Below are 18,228 nucleotides of genomic sequence, written 5' to 3'. Positions count from 1 at the left end.
GGGCAAGCCCGCGAAGAGACCAGTGAGGTCTACCACAACCTAGATCCCAAGCACCTATGCCGAATATTTTCCTGGTCGAAGACGACAGCGCCCTGTCCGAGCTGATCGCCAGCTACCTGCAACGCAACGACTTCCATGTCCAGGTGATCGCCCGGGGCGACCATGTGCTGGACGAATATCGTCGGCAAAAGCCCGACCTGGTCATCCTCGACCTGATGCTGCCGGGTATCGATGGTTTGCAACTGTGCCGCCTGCTGCGCCAGGAGTCGCAGAACCTGCCGATCCTGATGCTCACCGCCCGCGACGACAGCCATGATCAGGTACTGGGCCTGGAAATGGGCGCCGACGACTATGTGACCAAACCCTGCGAGCCGCGCGTGCTGCTGGCCCGCGTGCGCACGCTGCTGCGGCGCAGCAGCGTCAACGAGCCGCGGCTGGATAACGACCTGATCCTGATTGGAGGCCTGCGCATCGACCTGGCCGAGCGCACGGTCAGCTGGCGCGGCGAAGAGGTGGAGTTGTCCAGCGGCGAATACAACCTGCTGGTGGTACTGGCGCGCAATGCCGGAGAAGTGCTGAATCGCGACCGCATCTTGCAGCAGCTGCGCGGTATCGAGTTCAACGGCACTGACCGTTCGGTAGACGTGGCCATTTCCAAGCTGCGGCGCAAGTTTGACGATAACGCCGGCGAAGCGCGCAAGATCAAGACTGTGTGGGGCAAGGGCTACCTGTTCAGCCGCGTCGAGTGGGAGTGCTGACCGGCCATGCTCAAGATCCTGGTGCGGTTGTACCTGGTGATCATTGTCGCCTACGCCGGTGCGCTGCTGCTCATTCCTGACACCATCGTCGGCCTGTTCCAGGAGCGCTTCATGGCCTACAACCTGGACCAGGCCAAAGGCGTGCAATCGTTGATCGTGCGCCAGTTCCACCAGGCCCCGCGCGAGCAGTGGCCGGCCGTGGAGCAGGACCTGGCCAGTGCGTTCGCCCCGCTGGAAGTGAAGCTGCTGCGCATGGACCAGGCCGAACTGAGCGCGGATGAGCAGGCGCGCCTGGAGCATGGCCAGTACGCCGTGCGCATTGCCGAGTGGGGCTACTACGAAACGGTGCTGGCACCGCTGGACAAGCAGTGGCTGGTGCGCCTGCATGCACCGCCAGACCCGCTGGACATCAATGTGTTGTCGTGGGGCGTGACCGTGCTGATCGGTGCGGCCATGCTGGGCTGCCTGCTGTTATGGGTGTGGCCGCACTGGCGCGACCTTGAGCGCCTGAAGGAAACCGCCCGGCGCCTGGGCCAGGGGCAGATGGCCGAGCGCACACACATTTCGCCGCATTCCAACATTGGTGAGTTGGCCGGGGTGTTCGACACCATGGCCAGTGACCTGGAGCGCCATGTCAACCAGCAGCGCGAGTTGCTCAATGCGGTGTCCCATGAGCTGCGCACGCCGCTGACCCGCCTGGACTTCGGCCTGGTGCTGCTGTTCGACGAAGTGCCGCCGGCCAGCCGCAAGCGCCTGCTGGAACTGGTGGGGCATGTGCGTGAGCTGGATGAGCTGGTGCTGGAGCTGCTGTCCTACAGCCGCCTGTATAACGCCGACCAGGCCCGCGAGCGGGTCGAAGTGTCGTTGCTGGAACTGGTCGACAGCGTACTCGGCGGTTTTGCCGAAGAGCTTGATGGCCGAGGTATCCAGTGGGAAGTACGGGCCGAGGGCAATTTGCCCCGGTTTGTGCTGGACCCACGGCTGACGGCGCGGGCGGTGCAGAACCTGGTGCGCAATGCCATGCGCTATTGCGACGAAAGCCTGTTGTTGCGCTTGCGGCTGGAGGACGATGGCGCCTGTTTGCTCACGGTTGAAGATGACGGGATCGGCATACCGGTGGAGGAGCGGGAGCGGATTTTCCAGCCGTTCTACCGGCTGGACCGCAGCCGCGACCGCAACACCGGCGGGTTTGGCCTGGGGCTGGCGATCAGCCGGCGAGCGATCGAAGGCCAGGGCGGCACCTTGACGGTAGCGCAGTCGGTGCTGGGCGGGGCGCAGTTCAGGATTCGCTTGCCTGCGGGGTGATGGGTGGCTGTACCGGCCTCTTCGCGGGTAAACCCGCTCCCACAGGTACGCCACAGCGTTCAAAATCTGTGCGGTCCCTGTGGGAGCGGGTTCACCCGCGAAGAGGCCGGGCCTGCTAACCCTGTTCCGCCAACTGTGTAGTCCACAGCACGACTCGGTCTTTGCCGCTGTGCTTGGCTTCATACAATGCCTGGTCGGCGCGGACCAGCGCTGTGGTCAGGCTGTCGCTCCGGTCCACCCGGGCCAGGCCTATGCTGATGGTTACCGGATGCTCGCCCTTGTCCTCGCGCACCCGTTGGCACAGCGCCGCCACCTGCTGCTCGGCACCCTGCTGGTCCAGCCCTTGCAGGAAGATCGCGAACTCTTCACCGCCCAGTCGGGCAAATGCATGACCGGCCATGCTCGCCTTGATATGCAGGGCCACGCGTTTGAGTACCTCGTCGCCGACGTCATGACCGAAGAGGTCATTGACCCGCTTGAAGTTGTCGATATCGATCATCGCCAGGTATTGCCCGGACGAGGCCATGCGCAGCTGACGGTCGGCCTGGGCCATGAACGACCGGCGGTTGGGAATGTCGGTCAGGGCGTCTATGTAGGCCTGCTCCAGCAGCACCTTGGACAGGTAGAAGTTGTGCAGCTTGGCTTTGCGGATTTGCAGGTAGCTGTAGCTGACCAGGCCGCTGAGAAACACTGCGTAGCTGATCAACATGGCGCCTTCGACCGCGTCCGGCTCCATGCGGGTGTGGTAGAACGGGCTGAGCATCACCCAGGTGATGGCCATGGCGCAGAAAAATGACCAGCGCCGCACCGGCAGCACCGACATGGCATACAACACGGTGGAGACCCCGAGGATCAGCCACACCGGGCGCAGGGCCACCGGGAGGCCTTCGATCACCAGGCGCATGCCCAGGGTGATGACGGTGATGAACAGCAGGTTAAGTACATCAAAGTGGTGGCTGCGGTGTGTGAAACGCAGCACCACGGTCAGGCTGCCGAGCAAGGCAATGAACACGCATGACAGCCAGGTGAAACCTTGGCCACCGAGGAAGCTGACGATAAGGTCGAAGACCAGCCAGATCAGGAGACTGATGCAGAACACCAACAGGCAGAACGGGCGCATGGACTCGAATTCGTGCTGGCGGAACTCGGCGCGCAGGGCGGCGGGGGCGACCTGTTTGCGTACGTGTTCCTCGATGGTCTTGAGCATGGAGGAGCTCCTGGGGGTACTGCTTTGCCAGGGCTGGCCCTGGCGACTCAATTCTGTGGCAAAACACCCCGGGCCCAGGGCCGGTAGCGCAAGTCAAACACCGCCTCGAGATGGCACCCGCCAACCAGCGTCGGCTCGGCAGGCTCAGCCCTGAATGCCTGACCTGGCACACTCACCTGGCGAAACGCCTCGCGCACTACACCTATTCGGCACGGCAAGGCCTGTTCGTAACCCTGGCGCACCAACGGCGGTAATCGCCCGGTGCCGGCGCCATCCTGCCACCACACAGTCAAGCCCAGGCCTGCCAGTTGATCCAGCCAGGCGCCATTGACCCGGGGCGACAGCTTGCCTGCGCTGAAGGCACTGATGTGCAGAGGCTTGTCCAGTTGGCGGTTGAAGGCCTGTAACTGGCTGTACAGCGCTTCGCGACGCGCGGGGTCGCGAAAATGCTGGTCGTCCAGTTCCATGGGCAGGTACCAGCCCTCCACCGGCAATTGCCAGGCCTGACGCAGTTGCTGGTACTGGCTGAGTGAGCGCCCCAGCTGCGCTTTCCAATAGCTGTTCAGGCCCTCGCCGTCCAGCTCGTCCAGGCGTTTGTAGTAGGCGGGGTCCATGTAGAGGCCCAGCACCAACCGCAAGCCTTGTGCACGGGCGCTGCGCAGGCTGCTGGCCAGCCAGCCTTGGGCGCCGCCGAAGTCGCTGTCGCCATAGGCGCTCCATTGCACGATCAGGGTGTTGCCGCCCTGGGCCACGGTGGCATGCCACAGTTGTTGCCACTGGGCGGGGGTGACAGTGGCATCGCGGTTGAGCGGTTGGTAGAACAGGCGCTGATCGGCGGTGGCAGGCAGGCACACGGCAAACAGGCAGATGGCGAGGAGCGTACGCATCAGAAGGTCATCTCCGCACCGACCAGCACGCCGTTGGCGCGCTGGTAAAGGTTGCCGCCCAGCGACTGCTGGTACTCGGCACGCACTTTCAGTGAGCCACGGTAGGCGTTATAGCGATCGTCATCAAACCACCATTGCCAGCGCACGCCAACCCCGGCCCGGGCGTCCTGACGCCAGTCGTTGCTCGGGTCTTGGCTGGAAAACTCGACAAAGCCATAGGGCATGAGGGTTTGCGGGGAGCTGCCGGGTAGCTTCCAGGCGTGGCCTTGCTGGTAGCGTGACAGCCAGGCGTGGTCCCCGGCGCGGGTCCACCAGGCCGCGTCGAGGTAGAGGAAGCGCTCGTTCCAGTCGTCTTCATCCACACGCCAGTCATTGCGCCAGTTGCCCTGGTCGAGGAACGAGGCGGTGGCGCGTAGCAGCAGGTCGTTGCTCGATTCGGCATTGTGGCGCAGATCGCCCCAGTTGCCGCCGACCTTGGCCGGGCTCAGCAACTGGCCAAGGCTCAGGCCGCGGTAGTGCGCTTCGTCGATCTGCCGCTGGTGGTACAGCTCGGCGTACAGGTTGAGGTTGGCCTGGCCGAGCGGCTTGTAACGCAGGCCGACCCCGGTACCCATGCTTTGCGCATAGTCGGTGCGGCTCTGGCCACCGAACAGTACCCGGCCATACACCGATAGCGTGCTGCCGTTGCGGCTGGGTTCTTCGCCCAGGGCATGGTCCCACATGGCTAACTGCACGTTCTGCGATTGGGCACGGCGTGAGCTGCCGCTGCGCTGGCCGTTGTCGAGAAACTTGTCGTTGGTCGAGGTGCCGGCGGGTGACCAGGTGCTGGCCAGGGTGATGGTGTCACGCCGTGACAGGCTTTCGTGGGCACGGCGCTGGCGGTATTTGCGGGCTTCCAGGCTGCCGTATTCATCGTCACCGGCGACCAGGTTCTGCTCCACATCGAGGATGCGGCGCAGTTCGCGGCGGGCTGAGGCGCTGTCTTCAGCTTCGTCGTAGCGCAAGGCCAGGGTTTCGCCGAGGCGATAATCCTCGGGGAAGTCGTGGGTGGCACGCGTCAGGTAGGGGATCGACTGGCGGCGCTGGGCCTTGTCTGTCGAGCCGGCCAGGCGCATGCCGTAGTCGGCGCGGTAACGCGGCTGATCGGGGGCCAGGCGCACGGCTTCGGCGAGCCAGGCCATGCTCTGGGCGCTGTCGCCGGCCAGCTGCGCGGTGCTGGCCGCGGCGTAGTAGTGGTCGGCTCGTGGGCTGCTTGCCAGTGCCTGGCGCTGAAACCCCAAGGCAGCCTGGTAATCGCCTTGGCGCTGGGCAATGGCTGCGCCCAGTGCCCAGTCATCGGCGCTGTGGTGTGCGGCAGCGTCCCAATAGCGGCGGGCCGCGTCAGCGTCGCCTGCGTCTAGCGCGCCACCGGCGGCCGTGAGGCGGGCGTTGTCGGTCCAGGCGCTGTCCGGCAGGCTGCGCCAGATAGGCAGCGCGGCTTCGGAATCGCCGGCCGCTTCAAGTGCATAGGCCAACGCCAGGCGGTTGCCGGCGTCGCCCAGGCGTTCGGCGGCCTGGTAGTAGACCACCGCTTCACCGGGTTGGTCGGGCATGGCGCAGCGGCCCAGGGCGCGGTACTGGCCGGGCTCGCGGGGGGTGGCCGGCACCGCCTGGCGAACGGCGTCGCACTGGCCGGCCTCGGCCAGACGGCCGAGCAACTGGGCACGGGTACTGGCATCGACCCGGGGGATCAGGCCGAGCATGCGGTGGCTGTCCAGCGGCCCATCGTTGCGGGCAAACAGGTTGCCCAAGCGCTGCAACAGCGATGGGCTGAGGCGGCCCTGACGGCGATCGTAGGCCTGTTCCAGCAGTTGCCGGGCGTGTCCGGCCTGGCCCTGTTCCACCAGCAGAAACGTAGCTTGCTCCAGTGCGGCCAGGTCGCCACTTTGCCGGTAGCGGTTTTCCCATTCGCTGGCTGTGCGCGGTTGTGGGGGTTGCGGCGGGTCGCCATACAGGCGTTGCTTGAGCACGGCGTAGGCGCGTGTGTCGGTGGTGGGTGTGCAGCCTTTGAACTGTTCGCGGGCCAGGTTCGGGTCATGGCGTGACAGCCAGTCGACGGTGTCCAGGCAGGGGCGCTGCAGGTCGTTGCTCAGGCGGCGCACCAGTGCCGCATCATCACCTTCGCGGGCCAGCTCCCACAGCTGTTGACGCTGGTCGGGCTGATTCAGCTGATCGGGCGACAGCGACTGCAACCAGCGCTGGGCTTGCTGGTTGTGACCCACGGCGATAGCGCGGTTGGCCATGGCCAGGCGCGCCTGATCCGCCGCTTGAGGGGAGGGCGCGCTGGCCAGCAGCTTGTTCAGCCCTTTTTCGTTCACCTGCTGGACATAGGCATTGGCCAGGCGTTGCCAATCTTCGGCGGGCAACTGGCCCTTGTCGGCGAGCGGCTGCAGTTGCTCGATGGTTTCCTGCCAGTTGCGTAGTTGTTCGGCGAAGTTGGCCCGAGCCAGGCGCAATACCTGGCCGTCACCCCTGGGGGGCAACTGGCTGAGCCAGTCCAGCGCCTTGCCCGCACCGCCGAATTTGGCCAGGCTCAGGCTGTAGGCCTGCCACAGGCGCACGCGCTGATTACCCTCACTGGCCGCCAGCCATTGTTCCACCTGGCTGGCGGGCGGTGGGTCCTGTTCGATCCAGGTCAGGCGCAGTTCCAGCAGGGCGTCCGCGTATTCGGGGCTGCCGCCCAGCTGTTCGGCCTGCGCTTGGGCTTCCTTGTAGCGGCGTTGATGGGCCAGGGCCTCTACCAGCAGTGCGCGGGCCTCGTCGTTGTTGGGCACTCGCCCCAGCACGTGGCGGGTCAGGCGCTCCACCTCGGCCCAGTTGTCTTTCCTGGCTTCGCGATAGCTGCGGTCCATGAACGGGAAACTGGTGAACCGCTGGAAGTCGGTCATCGGCGTCGAAGCCGCAACAGGCAGGGCGGCGGCGCACAGCAACAGGCCAGTAAAGGTGAGGGAAACGCGCGGCTTCATGCCACCTCCCGGGTCAGATCAATGGCGGCCTGTTGTTCACTGGCCTGTTCGATCAGGGCCTGTTCCAGCACCTGCTCGGTGATGATGCCGCGGGCAATCAGGTGCTCGCCGAGGCTTTGGTGTTCGGGGTCAAAGTCGATCAAAGCCTGGTTGAACAGGGTCACAGGGACCATGCCGCGCACCTGCAGCAGCGCGCCGAGCATGACCTGGTGATGGCTAACCCGTTCCAGCAGCGCCTCATTGTCCTGGTGGCGTTCAAGCACGGCCAGCATGGCGCGGGTTTCTGGCTTCTGCCAGGGACTGGGGTAGTGATAGCGCAGGCCCAGTGTCACACGGCCCTGAGGCGCCAGGCGTGCTGTGACCGGGCGTTTAAGGTGGCGGCTGATCACCCCCAGCGAGACTTGGCTGACAGGGCTCTCGCTGGCCAGGATCAGCGTGTCACCGTCTTCGTCTACCGGCAGCACCGCATAGTGGGTGGCCAGCTTGCGCGGCAGTTTGGCGATCAATTGCGGGTCGAGCTTGAACGGGTTCAAGGGCGCCCAGGGCAAGTCCAGCTGCTCGGCCAGGGTGGCCACCAGTTGCTCGCTGGTTACCCAGCCACGCAGCAGCAGTTCGCGTCCCAGGCGCCGGCGTACCGGGCTGGTGAGTGCCTGTTGCAGCTGTTCGTCATTGATCAGCCCCTTGGCCACCAGACGCTGGCCCAGCGGCGTGCGGGCAGGGGCGGCGATGGCGGGAAATTCATGGGTGGTCTTGTCCCAGGCCACGCGGCGCGAGTCACCCATTTCCATCACCTGGCGCAGGGCCCGCAGGTTGGCGAAGAAGTTGACGAAGTTGCTCCACATCATCCGCGGTGCCGACAGCAAACCTTCGCCGATGCCGTAGAAACGGGTGACGAACCAGCCCCGCTGGAACAGGCGGTTCAACAGCAGCAGCCCGTTCAGCCACAGCAAGGTGGACAGCAGCCAGCTGTCGCTGAGGATTGACATGAAGCGCCATGCATCCGGCGCAATCACCGTCACCAGCCACATGGCCAGCAACACCAGCAACAACAAGTTGACCAAAAAGCTCAGCAGATAGGCGAACAGCCCACGGCGGTCGCGCCAGAGGAAGTAGTTGAGCGCCCCTGTGCGGCTCCAGCCGAGGTTGCTGGTGCCTTGGAACACGATACCCACGATCCAGCGCGACTTCTGCCGGATGGCATGCTGCCAGTCACGCGGGAAGTGCTCGCGCACGCAGATCACCTGCGAAAACGCCCGGCTCATGCCCGGACGCCATTCCTGCTGCAGGGTCAGTGCCGGGTCGGTGATGGAATAGCGGGCAAAAATGCACTTCATGCCCTTTTGCTTCAGCCGAAAGCCAATGTCGTAGTCTTCAGTAAGGCTCTGGACGTCGAAGGCAATGCCGTCGCCGTCCTCCAGCAGCGCGCCGATGGCCCGGCGGCTGAAGCAGGTGCCGACGCCGGCGCTGGGCACCTGACCGGTCAGTGCTTCGCGGACGATGACGTCCTTGCCGTGGTTTTCGGCAAATTCGTCGACATAGTGGCCGGCGGTAAAGCCTTTCCATTCCGGTGCGTAGGGATAGACCGGGATCTGGATCATGTCTTTGTTCGGCAGCAGGTAGTTGAACAGCCGCAGCTCCATGGGCGAGATCACGTCTTCGGCGTCATGCAGGATGAAACCGGCAAACTCGATGCCAGCGTCCTGCTGGAAGCGCAGCAAGGCGTCGATGATGTTGTTCAGGCAGTCAGCCTTGCTGGTGGGGCCAGGGCGAGCGCACACCACTTTGTGCACGTTGGGGTAATGCAGGCACACCGCGTCCACATCGGCCTGGGTTTGTGGGTCGTTGGGGTAGGTGCCGACGAAGATCTGGTAGTTCTCGTAGTCGATGGTCGAGGCTGCCAGGCGAGCCATTTCACCCACTACGCCGACTTCGTTCCAGGCCGGGACCATGATGGCCAAAGGTTTTTCCGGGACTTCGAACAAGCGCTTCTCGTCGGCCCTTTGATGCTTGTCGTAGATGCGAAAACGCCGTATCAACTTGCGCCCCCAGTAGCACAGGTCGATGAACAGGTCGTCCAGGCCGAGCAGGAACATCAACGAGGCAAGCATGATCGCCAGGATCTTCAGACCGAATAGCACATAGGTGAGAAAATCGATGAATGCCAGGCTCATGGGGCAGTCACCGGCACGGCAGAGTGGGCCATCGTCCTTATCCTCGCTCGGTTCCCTCGACGAAGTTGTACAAAATGACGCTATTTGTACGGGGTAAATACAAGCAGCCGAACGCGCTGTTGTCCAAATTTCGGGCTTTTTCTTGTGGGCCACATCTTGTAGTTTTACAGGTCGTTTACCCAGGGAGCTGAACATGCAAGGCAAGGCCCGCAAGATCGTCCAGGCCATTCTTTACGAAGCCATCGCCGTCGCCTGCGTGGCGCCTGCGCTGGAGCTGGCGTTTGGCGCCGGCATGGCGCAGTCGGCGGTACTGTCGGTGCTGATGTCAGGCATCGCGATGAGCTGGAACATGGGCTACAACTGGGTATTCGAACGCTGGGAAGCGCGCCAGCGCCAGCGTGAGCGCACCTTCATGCGGCGCTTGCTGCACGCCTTGGGCTTCGAGGGCGGGTTGGTGGTGATCCTGCTGCCACTGGTGGCGTACTGGCTGGATGTGAGCCTGTGGGCGGCGCTGCTGACCAACCTGGCGCTGTTCGTGTTCTTCTTCGTTTATGCCTTTGCCTTCCAGTGGGGCTTCGACAAGGTGTTCGATGTGCCGCTTTCGGCGCAGCAGGCCAAGTGTTGACTTTGTGCCGCACTACCGGCTAAGTTCCTACCCCATGAATACCTTCCCGCATGTGAACGCCATTATTATTACCGCCATTATCAGCTTGGCGGGCTAGCGCGTACGTGCACCTGACCCGCCCTGGAGGCGGGTTTTTTCTCTCTGACTCCTGGGCAACGTGAAAACAGCCAAGGAGTCATTGATGACCAGTTTCAGCGTCCCTCGTACTACCGTCACCCCCCAGCAACTGCTGTCGGAGCAGGTGCGGCGCATTCTGGCCGCGCCGGTGTACGACCTGGCCATCGAAACGCCCCTGCAAGCGGCGCCTGCGCTATCTGCCAGCCTGGGTAACCAAGTGTTGCTCAAGCGCGAAGACCTGCAGCCTACCTTCTCGTTCAAGATCCGCGGCGCCTATACCCGCCTGTCGCGCCTCAGTGCTGTGCAGCGCGAGCGTGGGGTAATCACCGCCTCGGCGGGCAACCATGCCCAGGGCGTGGCCCTGGCAGCGTCGCACCTTGGCATGAAGGCGACCATCGTCATGCCGACCACCACGCCGTCACTGAAGGTGGAAGGGGTGCGTTCGCGCGGCGGGCATGTGGTGCTGCACGGTGAGAGCTTCCCACACGCTTTGGCCCACGCGCTGAAGCTGGCCGATAGCGAAGGCGCTACTTTTGTGCCGCCCTTCGATGACCCGGACGTGATCGCCGGGCAAGGCACCGTGGCCATGGAAATCCTGCGTCAGCACCCGGGCGCGCTGGACGCCATTTTTGTACCGGTGGGCGGTGGTGGGCTGATCGCTGGTATCGCCGCCTACGTGAAGTACCTGCGCCCAGAGGTGAAGGTGATCGGCGTCGAGCCGGAGGACTCCAACTGCCTGCAGGCCGCCCTGGCCGCCGGGGAACGGGTGATCCTGCCGCAGGTCGGCACCTTTGCCGACGGTGTAGCGGTGGCGCAGATCGGCGCCCACTGCTTCGAGCTGTGCCGGCATTTTGTCGACGAAGTGGTAACCGTCAGCAGTGACGAGCTGTGCGCGGCAATCAAGGACATCTACGACGATACCCGCTCTATCACTGAGCCGTCCGGTGCCCTGGCCGTGGCCGGGATCAAGAAGTACGTGGCACGTGATGGAGTGCAGGGGCAGACACTGGTGGCCATTGACTCCGGGGCGAATGTGAATTTCGACCGCCTGCGCCACGTGGCCGAACGGGCTGAATTGGGCGAGCAGCGCGAGGCGATCATTGCGGTCACCATCCCTGAGCAGCCAGGCAGCTTCCGCGCCTTCTGCCAGGCACTGGGCAAGCGGCAAATCACCGAATTCAACTACCGCTATTACCCCGGCAAGGAAGCGCGGCTGTTCGTCGGGGTACAGACCCACCCTGTGCACGACCCGCGTGACCAGCTGCTGGCCAACCTGCGCGAGCAGGGTTACAGCGTGCTGGACCTGACCGACAACGAGCTGGCCAAACTGCATGTGCGTCATACCGTGGGTGGCCACGCAGCGCCAGGTGCTGATGAGCGGGTGCTGCGCTTCGAGTTTCCCGAGCGGCCAGGGGCGCTGCTGGGCTTTCTGGAACGGCTGGGCAAGCGCTGGAACATCAGCCTGTTCCATTACCGCAACCACGGGGCGGCGGAGGCCCGGGTATTTGCTGCGCTGGAGGTGCCGGGCGATGAGTTGGCGGGCTTGCCGTTGGCGCTGAATGAGATGGGGTATCGGTATTGGGATGAGACTGACAACCCGGCGTACAAGCTGTTCCTGGGCTGACGGCTGACCCACACCACTATCGGGGGCCGCTGGGCGGCCCCATCGGGTTTGCTGATTCACCGTGGGGGAACAATCACCGGGCCAAGGTGGTCTGCTGTGAAGGCTGCAGCGGGACCCGGCGCCATTAAGCCGTTACTGTCCGGGCACTGTGTAGCCGCTCGCAACCGCGACACAGGGACGTGGCGGCCGATTAGGTTCAGTCAGGTAAAGTTGGGTAAATGCGGCCACGGCCTATACACGGACCAGTATTGTGGTTTGTACTGTCCAGTTAAAGATGACATTGATGAACACACTTCCGTCGCAGCCAAGTGCTGAACGCGGGGCGTTCTCCAGTTTTGAGGCGTGTCGCAACTCCCGGCAGGGCCCCGTGGTGATCCTTGCCTCCGGCGCTTCTGCCAAGCATTTTCCGCTGGGCGAATTCGCACATCTGCCCATCATTGCCATGAACGGTTCAGTTTCGATGACCGCCGAGCACGGTATCCGGCCTTTTTTCTATGTATGTACCGACAAAAGCTTCCCCAAGCAACAGCCGGGCTTGTTCGCCACGGCGTTGCGTGACAGCGAGCGCCTGGCGCTCTGGCCCGAGCAGTATGCCGGGGCCGATGTGCCCGCCGACACCGAGTGTTACGCCTTGCGCAAAGCCGACACGCCGGGCCTGCTGGACGGTTTGCGTGGCCATGGTGACAGCTGCGTTTGCAACCGCGCACTGTGGAGCAAACGCAGCCGCTCGATTGCCTTCAGCAAAGACCTGGGCCATGGTTTTTTCGATGCCCGCACAGTGGCGTATGTGGCGTTGCAGCTGGCTTATCACCTTGGCTTTGAAGAAGTGTTGCTGGTCGGGGTAGATCTCGATCAGCGCGTTGGGCGCTTCTACGAGAACGGCCAGGGGCAGTGTTCGCCGTGCGGGCTCGACCAGCATTGGGAGAGCCGTATCCTGCCGTCGTTGGCGCTGATGGCAAGGGAAGTGCTCAACGAGCATTTCCATGTCTACAACCTGTCGGCGAGGTCGCGCATTCCTGCCGACCTGATCCCCAAGGTCAACCTCAGCCAGGCGCGGCACATTGCCGGCTGTGCAATTACCTGAGCAAGAAAGCGGGTGCATGAGGAACTGTGGATGCGTACAGTAGGTTGATCGCCATCTGCGGAGCCCGCTATGTCCAGCGCTTTCACGTTCATGCAATCGCCCGTCGGCACCCTGACCCTGGTGGCCCGCGGCGAGTGCCTGGCAGCCGTACTGTGGGAAGAGGAACGGGAAAACCGCGTGCGGCTCGGTGCCTTGCACCGTGACGACCAGTGCCCGGTGCTACGGGACACCGCGCGGCAGCTTGGCGAGTATTTTACCGGCAAGCGCCAGCGCTTCGAGCTGGCGCTGGATTTTGCCGGTACCGAGTTTCAGCGCCAGGTGTGGGCCGCGCTGCTGGCAATACCCTTTGGTGAAACCCGCAGCTACGGCGACATCGCCCGGCAGATCGGCAACCCCAGCGCGGTGCGAGCGGTAGGCGCTGCCAACGGCCGCAACCCGATCTCGATCATCGCCCCGTGCCACCGTGTGATCGGTGCCTCGGGCAGCCTGACAGGCTTTGCCGGTGGCCTGGCGGCCAAGCAGTATCTGCTGGCGCTGGAAGGTCGGCAAAGCCTGGCATTGGACTTGTAGGCGTCACCTGAACCAACTGGCGAGCAGGCAAACCAATATCGCAAGCACCGAGCCTGCCATCAGGGTGTACTGCCGATGGGCCCGGCGGGCATGGGCTTTTACCGTACGCAGGTACTCGCCGGGAGTGGGTGCATCGGGCCGATGGCGCAAACCCTCGGCCACGTCGGCAAGCTGGCCCCGGATCAGCAAACCGACCAGATAGTAGGTGCAGGCGTAACTCAGCAACGCCAGAAACAGGTAAATCATGGCGCGTGCAGGTGCAAAGGCAGGGCCATTGCGCTGGCATTGCCAGTGTCCAGCATGATCAGCCCCTCACTGTGATCATCCAGGCTGGCCAGCAAGCGCCCCTGGCTGTCCCACGCTGCCGACCCGCCGGCACCGATGAAGGTATCGGCCGGCCCCACGCAGTTGGCCATCAACACCGGCATTGACAGCTCACGTGCCACCTCGGGGTAATGCGCGTAGCCCTCGCGGATGCCCTTGGCGGTTTTCGCCACACTGACCAGATACAGGTCGGCGCCGTGCTCGCGGGCGGCGGCCGCATGCGCCATGAACATCGATTCGTAGCAGATCGCCGGTGCCACCCGATGGTTGCCTGCCTGCAGCAGCAGTGCCTGATCGCCTGGGGTGAAGTAGGGCAGCTCGTCATCATGCAGGCGCCGTTTGGCATAGGCCTGGCGCGGTGCCCCGGGGCTGAAGATCGGCATGCCGATGCGAATGCCGTCGGGTGTCGGCAACGGCAGGCCTACGGCAACGGTGAGACCCAAGCGGTCACTGGCTGCCTGCAGCGGGCCCAGCCGTTCAGAGCTGACCGGCAAGGCGGCCTGGCGCGCACGGCTTGGCTCATAGCCGGTCAGCGACAGTTCGGGGAAAACCACCAGCTCGGCGCCAAAGGCCGCAGCTTGCTCGATGCAGGCCAGATGACGCTGGAGGTTGCCTGGCAAATCGCCCTTGAGCGACGCCAGTTGCACGGCGCACAGTTTCATGAAAAACCCTTCCCTGGTTCAGGTTGAAGGGTCGAGCATACTATTGGCATCAATGGCTGTGCCAGTGAAGGGTTATTCAGGTTGCCGAGCACGTCGGCGTGCGCGGCTGGCGCGCCGTGTGCCATGCTATCCAGTGAAGCGCCATGGGCCCGGCACACACCGGGGGCAGCCTGCATTTTACGCCCGCCATGGCAGCGCCTGCAGAGGGAGATTGCAATGGGACGGTTTCGGCGGTTACTCGCCAATATCCGGGGACGTGACTTGGCAGTGGGTGATATCCATGGCCACTTCCAGCGCCTGGAGCAGTGCCTGGATGCGGTGGGTTTTGATCCGGCCATAGACCGCCTGTTCAGTGTGGGTGACCTGGTCGACCGTGGGCCGCACAGCGAGGCCGCGCTGGAGTGGCTCGCGCGACCCTGGTTCCATGCGGTGCAAGGTAACCATGAGGCGCTGGCAATTACCCGCGTGCGAGGGGGGCGGCTTGACCTGGAGATGTACCGCGCAGCGGGTGGAAGCTGGTTCCTGGACCTGCCGCGCAAGGCGCAATTGCGTTTCGTGGAACGCTTCGAGCAATTGCCGATTGCCATCGAAGTGGAAAGCGCGGCCGGCCTGGTCGGGCTGCTGCATGCAGACAGCCCGTTTGCAGATTGGGCAGCGCTACGTTCCTGTCTGCAGCTGGATGACGACCCTGAAGTACGCCAGGTATGCCAGTGGTCGCGGCGGCGCCTGAAACAAGGTGATACGCAGCAGGTGCAGGGCCTGCGTGCATTGCTGGTCGGCCACACACCGGTGCTGGAGGCAAAGCTGCTGGGCAATGTCTGGCACCTGGATACAGGGGGGTGGGCTAGCGGCCATTTCACCTTGATGGACATGCGTACCCTGCAACTGGTCAGCCCTGCGCCAGATGCATCAACAGCGCGGCGGCCAGGATCACCAGCATGATCCCTGAGGCCCGCTCAAGCCACGGCAGGCTGCGAGCGAAATGCCGCAGTACTCGTTGGTTGCCGATGGCCACGGCGACCAGCAGGTCCCAGAGCAGGACGATGCTGAACATCCACAGCGCGTAGGCCGATTTCCAGCCGGCGCTGGCGCTGGCGACCATGCTGGCGAGGCTGGCATAGAACAGCGCGTTCTTGGGGTTGAGGATACCGGACAACAAGCCCATGCCCAGATTGCGCCACCAGCCTTGAACCCTCGGGTTGCCTGCGACTGCGCCCAGGCGGGTTTGCCCGGCGTGGCGCAGGAACAGAATGCCGATGTAAAGCAGATAGCTGGCGCCGGCCAGTTGCAGTGCAGTGAACAGCAGGCTGCCTTCCTGCAGCACAGACAGGCCGGTGAAGGCCATGGCGATGAACGCGCCATTGGCCAGGGCAATGCCCAGGCAGGCGCCGCTGGCGATGCGCCAGCCGCTGTTGATCGAACTGCGTGCGACCAGGAAGAAGTCCGGGCCGGGTGAGAGCAGGGCGAGGAAGTGGGCGAGGGCAATGATCAGGAACGGTTGCATGGGCGGCGCGGCTCTGCGGGAAAAACCGCAGTCTGCTGCCGGGCCTGCCCCAGCGTATTGAACAATATTGCAAACAAAGCGGGGCACTGTCCCTGTGCAGGAGCGCACAGGCCTCTAATCGCCCCGATACTGCCCCGGCGTCACACCCACATGGGCTTTGAATACCCGTTGGAAATGGCTTTGATCGGCAAACCCGAGGCGGTAGGCCACCTCCGCCAACGCCAGCCCTTCGCCCAGCAACTGCCGCCCGCGATTGACCCGGGCATTGAGCAGATAGGCATGCGGCGTCAACCCTGTGGCCGTGCGGAATGCGCGGATCAACTGGTAGCGCCCAAGGCCGGCCTCGCGGGCCAGCACCTCCAGGCTCAGTTGCGCGGGGTCCTGGCCTTCGAGGCGTGCGATCAAACCGCTCAACGCAGTTGCCCCCAAGGCGGGGGCTGCTGCCAGCGGGGCTTGGGCGGAAAAGTCCAGGTCACCCACAAAGGCAATCAGCGCCGCATCCTTCTCACTGTTGCTGGCGCTGGAGAACAGCAACCTGTTCAGCTCGCAGAACTGCCCATACACCGCTGGCACCCGGCAGATACGCGCCGGCTCACCGGGCCCGGCGCCGCCCAGCCCCGACTCCAGCCGCACCTGGGTCAGCCAGTCGGCATCCACATGCAGCATCTGGTAGCTCCAGGCTTGCCCGGGTTTGGGGTTGCAGGCATGTACGCGGTGGGCTGGCACCAATACCAGCGTGCCGGGTGTCAGCCGTTCCTGCCCATGTGCGGCGCCGCTGAAATGGCTGTGGCCAGCATCCACCGCACCGATGGAGAACGTCGGGTGGCTGTGGGCCTTGTAACAGGCGCGGCTATGACAGGCGCGGCGGCTTTCCACATGCGGGAGTGCCGGGTCGCGCCACAGCTCGGCGTGGGAGCGGGGCATCACAAGGTCCTCTATTTCGCCCGCAGCGTAACAGGTGCCGCGTACCCATACAGTTTTTATCGCTGGCTGTAACTTGACCGCAAGGCCCGGCACAACGCCAGCCGCTAGGGCCTGCGCACGGCCTGCGTGGCCGGAGGTGGTCGCATCATCGCCTTCAGCGGCATGATCGCCTTGGCGGCCATGGGCCTGGCCGTGGTGCTGCACACCAGTGAATACCTGTTTCTGGCCATCAAGGTAGTGGGTGCGGCGTACCTGTTCTACATCGCCTGGCAACTGTGGCGCGCACCGGTAGGCGAGGCCGTGGTGGCAGCCGATCACCCGCGTGGCACCTGGCGCCTGACGCGGCAGGAGTTTTGGGTGGCAGCTGGCAAGCCTAATGATGTCCAATATAGACACTAGTGACAGGCACCTGTCGAACCACAGCTGACATAACTTTCGTTGCTAAATCGGGCAACTCACCAGGTCTAAGCCCCTTAGAGCCAACAATCCTTGCGTTCCCACCTTGCCATTGCAACATTCCGCCGTGTTGCCAATCAACGTATGATTTCGCCTACACCGCCGCTTGCGTTCTGTTTGCTGGGCACCGGCGTAGTCTCAATCAGGTTGAACAAAGGGCATTTGGCTGAACACGAAGTACCCTTTGTTTGGGGTATTCAAGGTATCGCTCGAATGTTAATGTCGCGCGCAACCGGCTCATCACCCTACGCATCCTGCGTCTGCATCAAGGAGAGCTACTTGTTCAAATCGCTGCGATTGACCAACTTCAAGGCCTGGAAAGACACAGGGGAAATCAGTCTGGCGCCTGTGACCATGTTGTTGGGCACCAACTCCTCTGGCAAGTCTTCATTGTTGCAAAGCCTGTTGTTGCTCAAGCAAACCGTCCGCTCTCCTGATCGCACCATTCACTTGAATCTGGGCGGCGATGAGGTCAACGATCTTTTCAGCTTCGGTGATTTCGATAGCGTTCTGAGGCAAGGTGTCGACTCACCCAGACAGTTTTCGATTGGCTTCGACTTTAAACGCTTCGATGACTCCCGGGTGAAGGCCGGCTCTCTGGAAACGTTCTATGGAAAGACTTCAACTGGCAGTGTTGCGGTCCAACAGATGAAGCTGAACACCGACGCCCGCGAATTTCGTGCGGTGCGTAGGGACCGTGGTGCTTTCTCGATATTTGTCGATGATGAAGCTCAGCCCCGTTTCAAGGGGCGAAATTATGCGCCTGAACGGTCTATCTCTTTTTCTGCCGATGCCATTGCCGAACTCGATCAGGATGGAGCCTTGGCCGAGGACCTTAGCCTGTCCATTCGCCGCGAACTGGAAGGTATCAGCGATAGCGCCTCGTCAGTAGGCTCTGCTCACAAGGCTGCTGGGAAATTAAGCTAGGCTACCGTAATCCTAATGGTCGGTATAGATTCTGGCGGCCTTACATTTCCCAAAAGGGGATGCGTTGTACCAGGCCGC

The 18,228-nt window shown here is 63.4% G+C and carries 16 protein-coding genes and 1 pseudogene; 9 read left to right on the top strand and 8 right to left on the bottom strand.

Annotated elements, in window-relative coordinates; genetic code table 11:
* Positions 1-56 precede the first annotated feature (56 nt).
* Both ACK1VC_RS05380 and ACK1VC_RS05375 read left to right on the top strand, forming a co-directional pair.
* Positions 57-758: a response regulator transcription factor gene (locus tag ACK1VC_RS05380; RefSeq protein WP_016487321.1), complete on the top strand. Its 702-nt coding sequence runs from the start codon at positions 57-59 to the stop codon at positions 756-758.
* A gap of 6 nt (positions 759-764) precedes the next feature.
* Positions 765-2,063: an ATP-binding protein gene (locus tag ACK1VC_RS05375; protein ID WP_191086639.1), complete on the top strand. Its 1,299-nt coding sequence runs from the start codon at positions 765-767 to the stop codon at positions 2,061-2,063.
* 115 nt (positions 2,064-2,178) lie between these two features.
* Here the strand turns inward: ACK1VC_RS05375 and ACK1VC_RS05370 are convergent, their stop codons facing one another.
* From ACK1VC_RS05370 to nfrB, 4 genes are read right to left on the bottom strand one after another with little or no spacing between them, the layout of a single operon-like run.
* Positions 2,179-3,270 (bottom strand): GGDEF domain-containing protein, encoded by a 1,092-nt coding sequence (locus tag ACK1VC_RS05370; protein ID WP_016487319.1) that lies wholly within the window; start codon positions 3,268-3,270, stop codon positions 2,179-2,181.
* 47 nt (positions 3,271-3,317) lie between these two features.
* Positions 3,318-4,157: a DUF4434 family protein gene (locus tag ACK1VC_RS05365; protein ID WP_016487318.1), complete on the bottom strand. Its 840-nt coding sequence runs from the start codon at positions 4,155-4,157 to the stop codon at positions 3,318-3,320.
* Positions 4,157-7,162, bottom strand: coding sequence for a phage receptor (locus tag ACK1VC_RS05360; protein ID WP_191086638.1), 3,006 nt, complete (start codon positions 7,160-7,162; stop codon positions 4,157-4,159). Before ACK1VC_RS05360 ends, ACK1VC_RS05365 begins: the two co-directional genes overlap by 1 nt.
* Positions 7,159-9,333, bottom strand: a complete 2,175-nt coding sequence (nfrB, locus tag ACK1VC_RS05355) for a cyclic di-3',5'-guanylate-activated glycosyltransferase NfrB (RefSeq protein ID WP_191086637.1) — start codon at positions 9,331-9,333, stop codon at positions 7,159-7,161. The genes ACK1VC_RS05360 and nfrB overlap by 4 nt, the downstream gene beginning before the upstream one ends.
* A 193-nt stretch (positions 9,334-9,526) precedes the next feature.
* Between nfrB and ACK1VC_RS05350 the strand changes: the two genes are divergently transcribed.
* The 4 genes from ACK1VC_RS05350 to ACK1VC_RS05335 all read left to right on the top strand — a co-directional run bounded on the left by ACK1VC_RS05350 (position 9,527) and on the right by ACK1VC_RS05335 (position 13,353).
* Positions 9,527-9,958: a PACE efflux transporter gene (locus tag ACK1VC_RS05350; RefSeq protein ID WP_016487315.1), complete on the top strand. Its 432-nt coding sequence runs from the start codon at positions 9,527-9,529 to the stop codon at positions 9,956-9,958.
* A 181-nt stretch (positions 9,959-10,139) separates the two neighbouring features.
* Positions 10,140-11,699, top strand: a complete 1,560-nt coding sequence (ilvA, locus tag ACK1VC_RS05345) for a threonine ammonia-lyase, biosynthetic (protein ID WP_023049006.1) — start codon at positions 10,140-10,142, stop codon at positions 11,697-11,699.
* A gap of 283 nt (positions 11,700-11,982) precedes the next feature.
* Positions 11,983-12,783, top strand: coding sequence for an LPS biosynthesis protein (locus ACK1VC_RS05340; protein ID WP_023049005.1), 801 nt, complete (start codon positions 11,983-11,985; stop codon positions 12,781-12,783).
* Between the two features lie 69 nt (positions 12,784-12,852).
* On the top strand, positions 12,853-13,353 hold the full coding sequence (locus tag ACK1VC_RS05335; protein ID WP_191086636.1) for a methylated-DNA--[protein]-cysteine S-methyltransferase: 501 nt from the start codon (positions 12,853-12,855) through the stop codon (positions 13,351-13,353).
* Between the two features lie 3 nt (positions 13,354-13,356).
* Here the strand turns inward: ACK1VC_RS05335 and ACK1VC_RS05330 are convergent, their stop codons facing one another.
* Together ACK1VC_RS05330 and ACK1VC_RS05325 are read right to left on the bottom strand one after the other, a co-directional pair.
* Positions 13,357-13,599 (bottom strand): hypothetical protein, encoded by a 243-nt coding sequence (locus tag ACK1VC_RS05330; protein ID WP_016487311.1) that lies wholly within the window; start codon positions 13,597-13,599, stop codon positions 13,357-13,359.
* On the bottom strand, positions 13,596-14,339 hold the full coding sequence (locus ACK1VC_RS05325; RefSeq protein WP_023049004.1) for a carbon-nitrogen hydrolase family protein: 744 nt from the start codon (positions 14,337-14,339) through the stop codon (positions 13,596-13,598). The genes ACK1VC_RS05330 and ACK1VC_RS05325 overlap by 4 nt, the downstream gene beginning before the upstream one ends.
* 216 nt (positions 14,340-14,555) lie before the next feature.
* Between ACK1VC_RS05325 and ACK1VC_RS05320 the strand changes: the two genes are divergently transcribed.
* On the top strand, positions 14,556-15,281 hold the full coding sequence (locus ACK1VC_RS05320; RefSeq protein ID WP_024717549.1) for a metallophosphoesterase: 726 nt from the start codon (positions 14,556-14,558) through the stop codon (positions 15,279-15,281).
* Here ACK1VC_RS05320 and ACK1VC_RS05315 read toward each other — a convergent pair.
* Positions 15,229-15,843, bottom strand: a complete 615-nt coding sequence (locus ACK1VC_RS05315; RefSeq protein WP_023049002.1) for a LysE family translocator — start codon at positions 15,841-15,843, stop codon at positions 15,229-15,231. The genes ACK1VC_RS05320 and ACK1VC_RS05315 overlap by 53 nt on opposite strands.
* Positions 15,844-15,957: 114 nt before the next feature.
* On the bottom strand, positions 15,958-16,767 hold the full coding sequence (locus ACK1VC_RS05310) for a helix-turn-helix transcriptional regulator (protein ID WP_191086635.1): 810 nt from the start codon (positions 16,765-16,767) through the stop codon (positions 15,958-15,960).
* A gap of 111 nt (positions 16,768-16,878) precedes the next feature.
* On the opposite strand from ACK1VC_RS05310, the pseudogene ACK1VC_RS05305 reads away from it, so the two are divergent.
* Positions 16,879-17,151 (top strand): annotated as a pseudogene (locus ACK1VC_RS05305) (LysE family translocator); the annotation flags it as partial.
* A gap of 351 nt (positions 17,152-17,502) precedes the next feature.
* A complete protein-coding gene (locus tag ACK1VC_RS05300) occupies positions 17,503-18,150 on the top strand; it encodes an AAA family ATPase (protein ID WP_224372331.1) in 648 nt (215 codons plus the stop codon).
* The last annotated feature ends 78 nt before the right edge of the window (positions 18,151-18,228 follow it).

The sequence above is a fragment of the Pseudomonas sp. XP2 genome (genome assembly GCF_053557975.1).
Note: the sequence above shows the minus strand (reverse complement) of the source record. Positions and strands in the feature narration are given on the sequence as shown.